Genomic DNA, 14,560 nt, shown 5'->3' on the forward strand with positions numbered 1-14,560 from the left:
ATATTGGGCCGTCTGAAAGGTTACATATTGGCATTTCCGCCTGTCAGCGCACCGTTTTCGGCATTACCCCATTCGGATTGGTGCGTTTTTGCTTCATGCAGTAATTCGTCCTTCATGGCTTCGTATTTGGTTGTCGTTTTATTGCGGACAGGGTTCATCAAAGGCTTGCTGTCAATTACGCCGCCGGGCAGGATGGCGGGAAATTGCGATTGCGCCCATTTGACAATGCTGATGGCAGGGCTGTTCATCAATAACCGGGCGACGGGTGCACGCCAGATGATTTGGTCGATAATCCCGTTGGGACGGTAGGCACTGTCGCCGAAGCCGTCGCCATCAAGGTCAAAGGCGCTGTTATCGCTCCAATAGTTGCCGCGACCACCCTCGCCCCAATCAAGGAAACGGGTGCTGACGTATTTGACTTGGCTTTCGTTGTTGATAAACGAATTATTGAACAGGCTTGTGCCTTCAATGGCCGCGGTAAAGTGAATACCGATTTGACAGTTTTCAAAATGGTTGTCGAAAATTTTATTGTAGTTGGCATTGTAGGCAAACACACATTTGCCTGCCTTGTTGATCACATTATCGTGAATTTCGGAATAATTGACGTAGTTGAGCATAATGCCTTGGTCGCGGCTGCCAACGGCAATGTTGCCATACACTTTCAGGCGTTCGGAAAACATCAGCACATAACCCATGTTGTTGCCGACGGAGATATTGTTGCTGACTTCGCTGTCATTGGTGTACATATAATGGACGGCAAAGCGCAAGTCGCTAAAGCGGTTGCCTTTGTAGGTATTATGTGTACTGGTATTTGAAAAAATACCGTCACGGCCTTTGGAAATATCGTTATCGACCACTTGCGCACCAGGCGCATTCCAGACGGTTACGCCGTTGCCGCGTTCGTTGACGCGCAGGGTTGCATCGCCGATGATTTTATTTTCCCGCACCATGGATTCTGCCGCACCGTGAATATACACGCCGACAGAATTGTCGATGATGTTGTTATGCTCCACCAGCGCGCGCGTTGCCGTCTCTTCTAAATAGATACCGGCATCCATTGCCGGCAAACTCATGCCGGAATGGGAAACGGTCAGATTGCGCAAAGTTACATCAGGCGCATGAACGGCAACCGTCCTCCCGCTCCGGTCGCCGACAATCTTGGCGGAACGGTCGGCAGGGCCTTCGATGGTAATGGGTTTGTCGATATAGAGTTTGGTTTTGTATGTACCGGAGGCAAGCTTGAGCGTATCGCCGGCTTGGGCGCGCGCCAAAGCATCATTGAGATTGTCTTGTGCGGATACGTTGATGACTGCGGCAAAGGCCGTCTGAACCATGCTGCCAAGCAACAATACGAGTGCGGCACGTTGCCATTTGGAACGATGGATTTGTGTGTGCGTCATAATCATATCTCTGTTTCAGACGGCCTGCTTGCCGCATGATAAACCGATGCGGAAACAGGTATTTTGGTGTTATAGCAAAGCTGTCTGATGATGGCTTTCATTTTGTGGCCATATCGGCCGACAAACAACTTTGCTATAAAGGCCGTCTGAAAGAATGTTTTTTCAGACGGCCTGAAGAATTAAATCATCAAACCGAAATTATTTTGGTTTAACAATCATTTGGCCAGACATTTCCATGTGCAATGCGTGGCAGAACCATTGGCAGTAGTACCAGTGTACACCTGGACGGACAGCCTTGAAGGTTACAGAAGATGTAGCTTGCGGGCCAATCTCCATAGCAATGCCATAACCTTCCAAAGTAAAGCCGTGAGTCAAGTCTTCAATGGTCTCAACGTTGGTTACATATACGGTAACTTCGTCGCCTTGGTTCACTTCAAATTGAGGAACGCTGTAAGCAGGCGCAACGGCAGTCATATACACGCGTACTTTGTTGCCTTCGCGTACGACTTTGGCAGCTTTTTCCAGCTCAACACCGTCTTTTTGAGCTTGTTCCAAAGCTTCTTGCCAGAACCATGGGTCTTTGCGGTCCCAAGTTTTGCTTGGGTTCACTTTAGACGCGGCAACCAAGCACAAGTCGTGTGGTTCGGCAAAAGTCGGATTGTCATGCACCAGACGCATTTCGTCGCCGGAGATGTCGATCAATTGGTCACACTCAGGTTTCAAAGGACCGGCATTCAAGAAGCGGTCTTTAGAGAACTTGTTCAAAGATACCAACCATTTACCGTCGGCTTCTTTGGTTTCGCCCATGGTAGTGTGGTTGTGGCCCGGTTGATAGTGAACGTCGAGTTTTTGTTTGATCGGATCGATTTTCTCGCCTTTATAGGCTTTAATCGCATCGTCGATGTTCCATTTCACCATTTGGCTGTCGATAAACAATGTAGTATAGGCATTGCCGCGACCGTCAAATGCAGTGTGTAATGGGCCAAGACCCAGTTGAGGCTCGGCTACGACAACATCGCGCTCTTTGATTTTACCTGCAAACAAGTCATCCAGTTTGCTGACATCCAATACGGTAACGGTTGGAGACAGTTTACCGTTGAGCATGATGTATTTGCCGTCAGGGCTTGCATTACAGCCGTGAGGAGAGTTAGGAACCGGGATGTAACGAGTGTATGGAGAGTTGGCTTCCGCACGACCGTCCAACATTTTCACGCCGTTAACTTCTTTGAAGTCGCCTTTTTTGATGCCTTCTTCGATGGCGGCCAGGTTAAATACCACACACCAGTCTTGTTCGTTAGAAGATGCACCTTGTACAGTCAGAGCGCGCTCAGAGTTATAGCAGGTAGAGAAAGAGTATTTACCTTGGTAGTCGGCATCGCCATTATCCAAGTTACCGTCTACCAATACTTGCCATGCGATGTCCATGGTTTCGCCGTCAACTGCAGTATAAACGGCATTCCAAGTTTTAGGATCATCCCATTTGCCTACGCCGTCAACAGGAACGATATGCTCACCGTTGGCAAATACGTAGCCAGTTTTCGGATAGCGTTGAGGACGCAGACCATGAACACCTGAAACGTTTGGAATTTCAACGATTTTATCGGTTTTCATCACATCCAAGCGGATACGGCAAACGCGGTTGTTTGCTTTATCGTTGGCATATGCATAGCGGCCGTCGTAAGTTTGATCGGTAAAAGACAAGTGCGGGTGGTGCAAGTCGCCGTTAGGGTAGCAGCGCAGACCGCTGTCTTGCAGGAATTTACGGGTTTCCGGCGTAATTTTTTCATTCAAAATACGCAGGCTCTCGTTGGTACGCCCCCAACCGGTAGCGCTGTCCATATTGAATACAGGGATACGCATCAACTCACGCATAGAAGGTACGCCGATCAAGCGCATTTCGCCTGATTGACCGCCTGACAAGAAACCGTAGTATTGGTCAAGCTCGCCCGGACCGACTTCGGAAGTTTGTTTACCCGGCTCGGCAGAATGAGCAGCGGCTTTTTCGGCAGGTGCAGCACCGGAAGCAGCAGCTTTATCACCCTCGCCGTTAGAGCAACCGGCCAAGCCCAACAAACCGGCACCGGCAATACCTGCACCGGAAGCAGCGGCAGTACCTAAGAATGAACGACGGCTTAAGCCGTTTTGTTCTAATTTTTCGTCTGACATACGACACTCCTTGGATAAAATCCGGCGGCCGATTTTTCAGACGGCCTGCCGATGAAAAACTTTCTAAGTCGGGCTGCCGATACAGCCCTCTTTTTTATTGATAAATTACTACTTGTCGACACTGATTGCCGATTCTTTTTTAACAAACTGGACGACTTGTTCTTGGGCATTTTGCGTTGATGCCGCATCATGCTGATCAGCTTTTGCCGCCGCTTGTTTTTGTTTTTTCTTATTCGTTGCCACTACTTGAGGACAACGCGTATCGTGATGATACATTACCTGACAATGCAGACATTGGATACATTCGTTCGGATGAATGTCGCCTTCAGGTGCGATTGCCTGTACTGGACATTCGTGTGTACAAATCTGGCATGGATTACCGCACATTTTATAACGGCGCAGCCAATCAAACACACGGAAGCGACCCGGCAATGCGATACCTGCACCCAAAGGACACAGATAACGGCAGAAGAAACGTTCGATGAACAAGCCTGCAATCAGCAAAGCGGCAGCGAACAGAACAAACCACCATTCACGCATGAATTTCAAAATAATTGCAGTTTTGAAAGGCTCAATTTCAGCAAATTTTTCAGCCGTACCCAAATCGTACAGGGAAATTGCCAACAAGGCGAAGAAAATTACATATTTAATCGCACTCAGACGGGTATGCAACAAGTGTGGCACGGTAATTTGTTTCAGACCCAATTTTTTGGCGATACGGTTGGTTAACTCTTGCAATGCACCGAAAGGACACAGCCATCCACAGAATGTACCGCGGTTCCACAACAGCATGGTCGCCGCCGTAAAGAGCCACAGAATGAATACCAGCGGATCCATCAGGAAAAATTCCCAGTGGAACTCAGTCAAAACAGCTGAGAACAACGTCAAAGTATTCACTACCGATAATTGTGCCTGAGCATACCAGCCGATATAAAACAGCGTAAAGGTCAGGAAACAGAGACGGAATCGGTCATACCATTTTTCGTAACGGACAATCCAATCTTGGAACAGGAATACCAACAGAAGAATTGTCAAAGCAATACCGACAACCACGATTTGACCTTGTTTGGCTTTCCAAACCTGTTTCCAAAGTTGGTTGGATACGCCCTCCTCAGCCGTTGCATCCTCTGCAATACCTGTACTTTCTTCAGGAGCAGAGGCTGCCGCAGCCACCGGCTCAACCGGTGCGCTTATTTCAACCGGCGGTGCTTTAGGATCGTCAACGTAGTAGCCTTTTGGCAATTCATAATCCAAATCGGCAGTTACAAATGCCTTATCATTTACGCTCAATACGCGTTGAATCATCAATTGCAAACGCCATGGCTCAGCACCATCAAATTCCACACCTTCGGGGATAGTGAACCAAGAAACTTCTTTAAATGCAGGCGCACCTTCGGCGGATAAAGCAACTACACGTTCATGTTGCGCATCGGTAAAGCGGAAGCTGGTATCGCCTTGAATCATTTCAATACGGTCAAAGATACCGCCGCGGACATAACCCGAACCTTTCCAAGAATAGCGACCCTCGCCGGCCACCATCACGGCTTCTTGGCCCGGTTTCAAACGTTTTTGCAGGTTGTTCCAACCGGCTTCACCTAAAAGGCTTTTACCGATGGAAGGTTGGCTGACCAAGGCAACATACAGATCAATAAATGTATCGTTACCATCGCCCTGCTCTGCATGATCTGCCACACCCGCTTTACCGCTTTTCTCAAACAGTTTATTGATTTCGTCGATAGAAATATGCAAATGACCGACGGCTTTTTGTTCCAAAAGCGCATTCCATGACAGGATATCTTGTTTATCTTGATTGGCAACGCGACGCGGACGGGTTTGAACGGCAGGCTCGGCAGACTGTTCGCCGGAAGCAGCTGCCGTACCGGCTTGAACCGCTTTATCTGTACCCAAATGATATTGATGGATTACTGCTTTAACAGAGCGCTGAATACTGTCATTGATAACCATCAGGGTTACAGTCGCGCCACTAATAATATCCCCTGGTGCAACACCTGGTTGAGGCGGGTTTTTAATAAAATTTAAGCCGATATATTTGTAAATGAATTTATCGACACGGGATTGCGGGATACCGATCAGCATAATCGGCTCATGGTGTTCAACCAATTTCGCGCCGGCAATAGTGCCATCATTGGCCAAGGCAACCATCGTATCGATCGGTTTGCTCGAATAACCGCGCGTATTGACCACGTCAGTCGTGATATAAACCAAGCCAAGCTGCTCTTCGCCCTTGTACACGCGAGCAACCAAGGGCTTACCTTCAGGCTTACCGTAGCGGTCAGCACCTGGGAAAATTTCAGACGGCTGAACTTTTGCCAAGAAATCAGGCAAGCGTTCCGCGTAAGCAGGCAGGCTTACCATCATCATGAAAAATACAGCGAACAGCATAAGGATTCGTTTCCAAATGCCACTTAAACACTTTACTTCAAGGCAGGACATGGCTATTCCCGATATATCGATACTCTAAACACTGATATTATATGAATCATCTATCAGCAATAATTTGATTAAAATCAAAATTACAAATCTTAAAACCAGATTCTATATGCTAATAATACTTTAGAACTATATTGAACAATCCCATCTTCGGTAGACATGAAACATAGGAAAATCAACCCGATTCAACAAATCTTCTTATATTATTAATTTATTTATAATAATACTCAAAACAATTCCCAAAATTCTATTCAGCATATATTAAAGCAGAATACAAAGATTCGATTTTAATTTCAATAGGCCGTCTGAAAATAATCTAAAAAACTTTAGTCCCCCATTCTTTCAACACAAAATATACTTTCCGTACAAACAAAAAGAGCCTGTATAACACAGGCTCTTTTTTCAGACTAATCTTAAGTCAGATTAGAATTTGTGACGCAGGCCAACAGTACCAGCAGTTTTCTCGTATTTATAGTCGCCTTTGCCTTCTTTCAACCAACCAGCTGACAACAGGGCAGAAGTGCGTTTAGAGAAGTCGTAGTCAGCACCAACGATAACTTGGTTGTAAGCGCTGTTCTTTTGTTTCACGCCTTCTTCTTTAACTTTGAAGCCGTGAGCGTAAGAAACACGAGGAGTCACGTTGCCGAAGCGGTAAGCAGCAGTTGCACCAACTTCAGTACGTTCGTTTTTCTTAGCACCAGCTACGTCAGCTTTGAAGCCTTCGTATTGACCTACAACAGCAACCATCAGGTTGTTAGCATCATAACCAGCAGTCAGACGGTGAGCTTGGTGATCTTTGTAAGTACCAGCAGCCAAAGTAGTGTTGTGGTTGAATGCATCCAGGTAACCAGAAGTCAAGTCAGCACGTTTAGCATAAGAACCAGCGTAGCGACCGAAGAAACCAGAATTTTCGTAGTTCAAGCCCAAGTCGTAAGATTCACGGCTTTTTACAGCGTGATCGTATTTATCGCTAGGATTAGCATTGTCGCGAGGTTGGTATTGTACGCTTGCGCTGAAACCACCAAACACAGGAGTGTCGTAACGTACAGATACTTTACGAGTATCTACACGTTTGATTTTACCCAATTGCAGAGCGTCTGCGTTAGCATTACTAGATTCCCAAGGGTCGAAGCTGTCGCTGCTGTTTTTCAGAGAAGTATCCAATTTACCAGCACGAACTTTACCGAAACCGCCTTCCAAGCCCAAGAAAGATTCACGGGTCGCGAAACCAGAATCACCACCGGCGATAGAAGTGTTTTGTTCAACTTGCCAAATAGCGTTCAGGTTGCTACCCAAGTGTTCGTGGCCTTTGAAGCCGATGCGAGAACCATAGTCAGCAATCTCAGTAGCAGTTTTAGAAGTAGTCTTACCTTCTTTTACTTTAGAAATTTCAACGCCGGCTTTAACTTGACCGTACAGAGTCACATCAGCCATAGCTGCAACAGGCAGAGCTGCCAAAGTCAGAGCAATCAGAGATTTTTTCATTGCTGTATTCCTTTTCTATTGTGAAGAAATAACTTAAGCAGACCGGACAATCCGCTTAGGCTTACATTATCGCTGGAATCAGCGATTCCATGACTGTTACTATAATTGCTCCTCTCTAAAAAAACAAACTTTATTCAATCCACCCCCACCACCCTTGAAACCCAGCAAAGGCAAACACAGCCTAAAAAAAGGAAATTTATTATTTAAAATCAATGATAAATTTCTTTTAAAACCAATTGTGCATTTTTACAACACTTTATTAATTTACACATCAATCACGCTATTTTGTTGCTTTTATACCAACAGTCCGCAGTCAGGCCGTCTGAAAACCATTACCCAGAACACTCATCCACTCGGGTAGAGATAGTTGCGTCACGCCAAATTCACCAGGATAGTCAACACCGGTTAAATACAGGCCATCAGACATAAAAGTTGGCGGAGCCATCAATCTACTTTTTGCGTGAAAGACCGACTCAAACTCATCTACACTGATTCTGCCGCTACCCACATACACTAATGCCCCCATAATATTGCGTACCATATGATGTAAGAATGCATTCCCATGCAAATCAAGGCACAGATAACGAGAAGTTCCACTAATCTTTGTACTATATAGTGTCTTTATAGGGGATTTCGCCTGACATTCGGCCGCTCGAAAGCTAGAAAAGTCATGTTCACCCTCCAATAAGGCAGCAGCCTGCCTCATTAGATTTAAATCTAATTTCAAATGCGTCCACCCCACCCTGCCGACTAACAACGGAGAGCGAACCGGAGATGACTCCAGTAAATAACGGTAATGCCGGCCATAAGCATCAAATCGGGCATTGAAATGCGGTGCAACTTTTTGTGCAAGCAATACAGCCACACCGTCAGGCAAATGCGCATTGACTCCACGCACCCACGCTTGCTCCGGACGGCTTACAGATGTATCAAAGTGTACAACCTGAGCTGTCGCATGCACGCCCGTATCCGTCCTTCCCGCAACAATCGTATTAATCCGCTCTCCTGCTATTGAAGTTAATGCCTGCTCTAAGGCCGTCTGAACAGTCGGCAGGTCTCCGGCCTGTTTTTGCCAACCATAAAAACGGCTTCCGTCATAAGAGAGGGTTAAAGCCCAACGCTGAACGGAACTTCCTGTTGTATTCGTTTGTTCGGTCATTTTTGATACTTCTTATAAATTGATATTGTTGTCCACGCTCAAATAACAAATATTAAAAGGCGTGATCATCACACGCCTCTCATCATGTATTTCAGACGGCCTTTATCTTCGTTCACCATATAGAACTGCCATGCAATACTGTCATATCTAAAAATGGATTCGGCCCAAATCTCATCTTTTAATTTACCATAAAAAAGATGCCGTCTGAAACGGCATCTTCATTTGACTGACACTTATGCGCCAAGTTCTTTCATCAGTTTTTGGGCTTTATGCAGAATATCGCCTTCAGCTTCTTCAATCAGCCCTTGCAATGTTTCTCGGGCTGCCTCAGGATCACCAATCTCGATATACATCTTAGCCAAATCATATTTAGCCTCGAGCGGAGCAGTCATACCGACTGATTCTGAAACAAAGCCTCTTTCGCTATTGCTTTTATCGGCAGCCACTGAAACATCTTCAGCTTCCCATTCCAATGCACCTTCTTCAATCACAAACTCGGAAGCAGCTTCTTTTTTCTCTGCTTCTTCTTTGGTTTCTTGAATTTGCACGTCCTGATCTTGCTTGACATCAAATGGCAGCACATGGTCGTCTGAATTTTCAGGCGTTTCTACTGTAAACTCTAGCGGCTCTTCATTTCGCTCAGGCATAACAACAGATACCGGCTGATACGGATTTTCCGGCTCAGGCTCGTACACGCTTTCTGTCGACTCAATATTGTCCCAATCCGCATGACGGCGTTGCTCTGTTTCTGCATCATGCGTTACCGCACTGGAAAGAATGCCTGCCTGACTATGGTCAATTTTACCCAAGTCGAGTTTGACATCGTCAACATTGGAAGATTCTTCTACTTCATTGATAACGATATCATCTTCAAAATCATCTTCGACAAGCAAACCTTCTTGAGTTTTTTCAGACGGCATTACTTTGCTTGCGACAACCGCAGCAGCGGCTGAAGCAGCAACACTTTTCTGTACAGGCTTTTCTTCACCCTTACGACTTACAGACTCGGCTTTCGGTTCGTCTTTACGTTTACCGGCAGCTCTCAACAACAGCCAAGCAGCAATAAGGGCTGCACCGCCTGCCAACAGCCATTTCCACAAATTGCCGTCTGATTCACTCTCTGCCGGCTCTGCAGCAGAATCAGTCGTAGCAACAGGTTCTGAAGCCAATACATTCTCTTGATTATCGGAAGCCATAACATCTTGAACATCAGAAGCAGGAGCTGCTGATGCTGCATTTTCATTGACAGCCGCAGATGCTGCTTGCTCTGTTTGCGCAGCTGAAGCTTGTTTCACTTCTTCCTGTTGCTGAAGATTTGCGCCGGCATCTTTAACCTGAGTTTCAGTCTGAGCATCAGGCGGAGTAACAGGTTTTTCTGTTTTAGCTTCTGTCGCATTGGCGGCTTCATTGCCTTTTTCCGGCGCCGTATCGGCTTTAACAGGCGCAGATGCAGCCAAGCGTTGCAACTCACTACGGCTCGGGATATTCAGCACTTTACCTGCCAACATACGGTTGGCATTGTTATCAATAAACACATCCGGATTGGCATTAACCAACGCTTGAATGGTTTGATCCAAGGTCATACCTTGCGGACGGATGCTGGACGCAATGGCAATCAGGGTTTCACCCGTACGCACCAAATGCTGTCTGCCTGAACGTACGGCCATATCGTTTTTAGCAGAGGCCGTCTGAACTTGTTTTTTCTCAGCCTTACGTTGCACATCTTTACGCACTTGAGCTACCTGATTGCCTGCTGCTTTATTATTTTTTGTTGCAGGCTGTTGGGCATTGCGTGTCGGCTCGAAGGATTGGGATTCGGCAGCCTGACGGGTGCGGACGGATGCCGCATCTTTAGCGTCGTATCCGGCCGGATCAATGATGGCAGTGTATTCACGCGATTGCGCGCCGACACCTACTTGGAAAACCAAAACAGGATCTTTAATGGCTTTGGAAGAACGAATCGTAACGACTGCCTTATCGCCTGATTTGCGTACTGCCGCACGCAAATTGCCATTTGAAATAGTGGCCTTGCCGCCGTTAAGCAGAGCCTGGGCTTCCTCGCCTGTTACGGTAATACTGCCTGTAAAAGGTTCGCCCAGATGAGATTGGACATTCAAGCCGCCCAAACCTGCTGAAGCACCGAGCGATGTCATCAAAGCGATAGAAGCTGTAATTAATTTAATATTGTGATGTTTTTTCAAAACTGATCCCCTGTTCGGAAATTATGGTACTGACCAATGTGCGCGCATTTAACCATATATTTACTAGATATTACGTCATGATATATTTTTAACCCATTTCTGCCAAGCAATACAGGCCATTCAGCCTGAAATTCCTTGGTAAATCTATTACTTTTGCATGCTTGTGTTTCTTTTTTACAAATTTCTCCGACCCAAAACAAATATTTTATATAAATATATGCGGCATTAAAGTCATGAGGGAAGGTGCAAAAAAACACATCTGCCTGTATGATTAGCATTTACTCAATTAGTTTCATCATTAACATATGAAAGTTTTGAGCGACTTATTCGCCGTATTCTTATTTTTCATTACATACATCATCACCAAAGACATGATTGCCGCAACGGCTGTTGCGGTTATAGTTGGCATTGCCCAAGCTGCGCTGACCTTTTGGAAACACCGCAAACTGGACACCATGCAATGGATCAGCCTGATTTTGATTGTCTTTTTTGGCGGTGCAACGATTTTACTGAAAGACAACCGCTTCATCATGTGGAAACCGACCGTTCTGTTTTGGATCGGCGCGATCGTCATGCTGTTTAGTCATCTTGCCGGTAAAAACGGGCTAAAAGCCGTGATGGGTAAAGAAATGCAGCTTCCTGATTTTGTATGGACGCGCCTGACTTATGCATGGATTGGCTTCCTGATTTTTATGGGGGCTGCCAATCTCTTTGTCTTTACGTATTTTCCAGACCAATGGGTCAATTACAAATTGTTCGGCACATTGGGTTTCACAATCATTTTTTCTATCGCACAGGGCATGTATCTGATGCGTTTCCAGCCTAAGGAGGATCAATAATGGAATATTTCATGCTTTTGGCCACTGATGCCGAAGATGTCCACGAAGCACGCATGGCGGCACGCCCCGCGCATTTGGCACGTTTGAAAGAATTGAAAGCGCAAGGCCGTCTGCTGACTGCCGGCCCCAATCCCCTGCCGGATAATCCGGAACGCGTCTCCGGCAGCCTGATTGTGGCTCAATTTGAGTCTTTGGACGCCGCACAAGAATGGGCCGAACAAGACCCTTACGTCGATGCCGGCGTATACGCCGAAGTCTTGATCAAACCCTTTAAAGCCGTGTTCAAATGAGCAATATGCGTCAAATGATTGAAGAACGCCTGCAGGCACTTGAGCCTGAGTTCTTCGATTTTGAAGATGAGAGCCATCTGCACGCCGGCCATGCCGGCAATAAAGGCGGCGGGCATTATGCGATATTGGTGGTCAGCAACGCATTTGAAAATATCGGCCGCCTCCAACGGCAACGTATGATTAAGCAGCTTTTACAAGACTTGTTTTCAGACGGCCTGATTCATGCGCTCAGCATCAAAGCAGCCACGCCGGATGAATACTTCCATTAAGATTACCGCCCAAACTTTGATTTCCAATCATTAATTTAGAAGAGAAATACGATGAAAAAAACCTACTTTGCTTCAGCCTTGATGCTCGCTCTGACTTCCGGCACTCTGTTTGCCCAAACTTTGGTTACCGTCAACGGTCAAGCCATCGACAGCAGCGTTATCGATGACCAAGTTGCTTCCGTACGCGCCAGCAACCCGAACATTCAAGATACGCCTGAATTGCGTCAAATGCTGACTGAACGTCAAGTTATCAGCACTGTGGTTACCCAAGAAGCCAAAAAATTAAAGTTGGATCAAAGCGCTGAATTCAAAGCGGCACTGGAGCAAGCACGTGCCGATGCCGCCAAGCAAGGAGCGGATAAAAAGCCTACATTCAAAACCGAATGGGCGGCTTTTGAAAATGACTTGCTAGGCCAAGCTTTCGCGGCACACATTATCCGCCAATTTCCTGTTCAAGAAAAAGATGTCAAAGCCGCTTACAACGATTTCAGCAACTTCTATAAAGGCACCCAAGAAGTCCAACTGGGTGAAATCGTAACCGACAGCAACAGCAATGCCCAAAAAGCCATTGCCGACTTGGACGCGAAAAAAAGCTTTGTTTCGGTATTGAACCAATATTCAATTGATGAAGCAGCCAAAAAAGCCGGCGGCATCCCTAAAGCTTATGTTCCGCTCAAAGATTTGCAAGAATCAGCACCTCCGCTTTATGAAGCCGTCAAAGACCTGAAAAAAGGCGCGCACACTAAAACGCCGCTGCAAAACGGTAATCTGTATGCCGTGTTCTACGTCAATGACCGCCGTAACGTTACCGTTCCTTCTTATGAAGCCTCTAAAAACGAGATTGGCAGCGATTTACAGGGTGCCCGTGTCAATGCGGCCATTCAATCATTGCTGAAAAAAGCCAGCATCAAAGTCAACAAATAATATAACGTGCCCGCCGTTTATAGCGGCGGGCAATAAGGAATCCACATGAACATCAAGCCCAAAACTGCCGTTTTGGCCATCCTTACCCTGTCAACGATCGGTTTGGCAACCGCCAAAGCGCCTGATATCGATCCTGCCCGCATCGACAGCATGGTTGCCGAAGTATTGAGACAGGCCGACCAGCATCCCAACCAGACTGCCAAACCCGATGGTCAGGCAATCCGCAAAGATGTGGTTACACGCTTGCAGACTTTGGAAATCTTGAAAAATGAAGCCTTTAAAGCTGGTTTGGACAAAGATGCGGAAGTGCAGAATCAATTCAAAAACGTTGAAGCTGAGTTCTATGCCAACCAATACGCTGTTTATCTAGAACGTCAAACCGCAGTTGACGATGCCGAGTTGCGCCGTTTCTACGACCAGCAAACACGCATTATCAAGCTGCAACAAGTCAGCTTTGCCTCAGCCGACGAAGTACGCGCCGCGCAAGAACTGCTGCTCAAAGGCTTGTCATTCGAAGAGCTGATGAAGCGCTATCCCAACCCCGAACAAAAATTCGACGGCTTCATTTCTCCGCAACAGCTTCCTCCCCAACTGGCCGTTGCTTTTGCCGACATGACCCGAGGCGACGTAACGCATGAGCCGATTCAGATGGAAAACCGTTTTTATCTGTTTAAACTCAGTGCAGTAGAGCATGATCCGAATGCCGAACCTTTCGAGCTGGTACGCAACCAAATTGCCCAAGCTGTCAAACAGCAAAAAGTTAATAATCAGATCGAACGCATCTTAAAAGAAAACGGCATTAATCCGTAAATTGATTCAATGGTTTCAGGCCGTCTGAAACCATACTCCAAACCAAAGGGCGTGTCTTTTACGCCCTTTTTTACAAACTTTTTTTATTCAAAAACATCATGCGCGCCGTTATTCAAAAAGTTACCCAAGCCAAAGTTGACGTTTTGTCCGAAAACTCCCGCGAAACCTGCGGCAAAATCGACAACGGATTTATGATATTGCTCGGTGTTACCCACGCCGATACGGAAGCAGACGCCAAATACATTGCGGACAAAACCGCCAACCTGCGTATCTTTGAAGACGAAAACGGCAAATTAAATTTATCGCTCAAAGATGTCGGCGGCTCGATATTATTGGTTTCCCAATTTACTCTTTACGCCGATGCGCGCAGCGGCCGCCGTCCGTCCTTCTCCAATGCCGCCCCTGCCGAACAAGCGGATAAACTCTATCAATATACCGCGCAACTTTTGCGCGAACATGGACTGACTGTCGAAACCGGCAGATTCCAAACCCATATGCAGGTTTCTCTTTGCAATGACGGGCCGGTTACCTTATTGCTTGATTCGCAAAAAACATTCTAAATCCCA

Annotated in this window: 12 protein-coding genes; 6 read left to right on the forward strand and 6 right to left on the reverse strand. The window is 46.4% G+C overall.

Features of this window, described 5'->3' with window-relative positions; genetic code table 11:
- Nucleotides 1-20 precede the first annotated feature (20 nt).
- From HMPREF2711_RS05630 to HMPREF2711_RS05655, 6 genes are all read right to left on the reverse strand, one after another.
- Nucleotides 21-1,406 (reverse strand): nitrous oxide reductase family maturation protein NosD, encoded by a 1,386-nt coding sequence (locus HMPREF2711_RS05630; RefSeq protein WP_063069211.1) that lies wholly within the window; start codon nucleotides 1,404-1,406, stop codon nucleotides 21-23.
- Nucleotides 1,407-1,598: 192 nt separating this feature from the next.
- On the reverse strand, nucleotides 1,599-3,566 hold the full coding sequence (gene nosZ, locus HMPREF2711_RS05635) for a TAT-dependent nitrous-oxide reductase (protein WP_036493194.1): 1,968 nt from the start codon (nucleotides 3,564-3,566) through the stop codon (nucleotides 1,599-1,601).
- 108 nt (nucleotides 3,567-3,674) lie between these two features.
- Nucleotides 3,675-5,969: a NosR/NirI family protein gene (locus HMPREF2711_RS05640; protein ID WP_003748614.1), complete on the reverse strand. Its 2,295-nt coding sequence runs from the start codon at nucleotides 5,967-5,969 to the stop codon at nucleotides 3,675-3,677.
- Nucleotides 5,970-6,440: 471 nt separating this feature from the next.
- Entirely contained in the window at nucleotides 6,441-7,502 is a 1,062-nt protein-coding gene (gene porB, locus HMPREF2711_RS05645; RefSeq protein ID WP_003748616.1) for a trimeric porin PorB, read from the reverse strand.
- Between the two features lie 313 nt (nucleotides 7,503-7,815).
- Entirely contained in the window at nucleotides 7,816-8,661 is an 846-nt protein-coding gene (gene truA, locus HMPREF2711_RS05650; RefSeq protein WP_003748619.1) for a tRNA pseudouridine(38-40) synthase TruA, read from the reverse strand.
- A gap of 233 nt (nucleotides 8,662-8,894) precedes the next feature.
- The gene (locus HMPREF2711_RS05655; protein WP_050787155.1) at nucleotides 8,895-10,814 is read right to left on the reverse strand and encodes a motility hub landmark protein FimV; all 1,920 of its coding nucleotides are present in this window, start codon (nucleotides 10,812-10,814) and stop codon (nucleotides 8,895-8,897) included.
- A gap of 353 nt (nucleotides 10,815-11,167) precedes the next feature.
- Here HMPREF2711_RS05655 and HMPREF2711_RS05665 point away from each other — a divergent pair, with 353 nt between their 5' ends.
- From HMPREF2711_RS05665 to dtd, 6 genes are all read left to right on the forward strand, one after another.
- Complete coding sequence (locus tag HMPREF2711_RS05665) at nucleotides 11,168-11,701, forward strand: septation protein A (RefSeq protein WP_003748625.1); 534 nt, start codon at nucleotides 11,168-11,170, stop codon at nucleotides 11,699-11,701.
- Nucleotides 11,701-11,991, forward strand: coding sequence for a YciI family protein (locus HMPREF2711_RS05670; protein WP_003748627.1), 291 nt, complete (start codon nucleotides 11,701-11,703; stop codon nucleotides 11,989-11,991). Before HMPREF2711_RS05665 ends, HMPREF2711_RS05670 begins: the two co-directional genes overlap by 1 nt.
- The gene (locus HMPREF2711_RS05675) at nucleotides 11,988-12,260 is read left to right on the forward strand and encodes a BolA family protein (protein WP_003748629.1); all 273 of its coding nucleotides are present in this window, start codon (nucleotides 11,988-11,990) and stop codon (nucleotides 12,258-12,260) included. The genes HMPREF2711_RS05670 and HMPREF2711_RS05675 overlap by 4 nt, the downstream gene beginning before the upstream one ends.
- 51 nt (nucleotides 12,261-12,311) lie before the next feature.
- Entirely contained in the window at nucleotides 12,312-13,184 is an 873-nt protein-coding gene (locus tag HMPREF2711_RS05680; RefSeq protein ID WP_003748631.1) for a peptidyl-prolyl cis-trans isomerase, read from the forward strand.
- A gap of 45 nt (nucleotides 13,185-13,229) precedes the next feature.
- Nucleotides 13,230-13,994, forward strand: coding sequence for a peptidyl-prolyl cis-trans isomerase (locus HMPREF2711_RS05685; protein WP_003748633.1), 765 nt, complete (start codon nucleotides 13,230-13,232; stop codon nucleotides 13,992-13,994).
- 98 nt (nucleotides 13,995-14,092) lie between these two features.
- Nucleotides 14,093-14,554, forward strand: a complete 462-nt coding sequence (gene dtd / locus HMPREF2711_RS05690; RefSeq protein ID WP_003748635.1) for a D-aminoacyl-tRNA deacylase — start codon at nucleotides 14,093-14,095, stop codon at nucleotides 14,552-14,554.
- The last annotated feature ends 6 nt before the right edge of the window (nucleotides 14,555-14,560 follow it).

Source organism: Neisseria sp. HMSC070A01 (assembly GCF_001810165.1).
Lineage (GTDB): Bacteria > Pseudomonadota > Gammaproteobacteria > Burkholderiales > Neisseriaceae > Neisseria.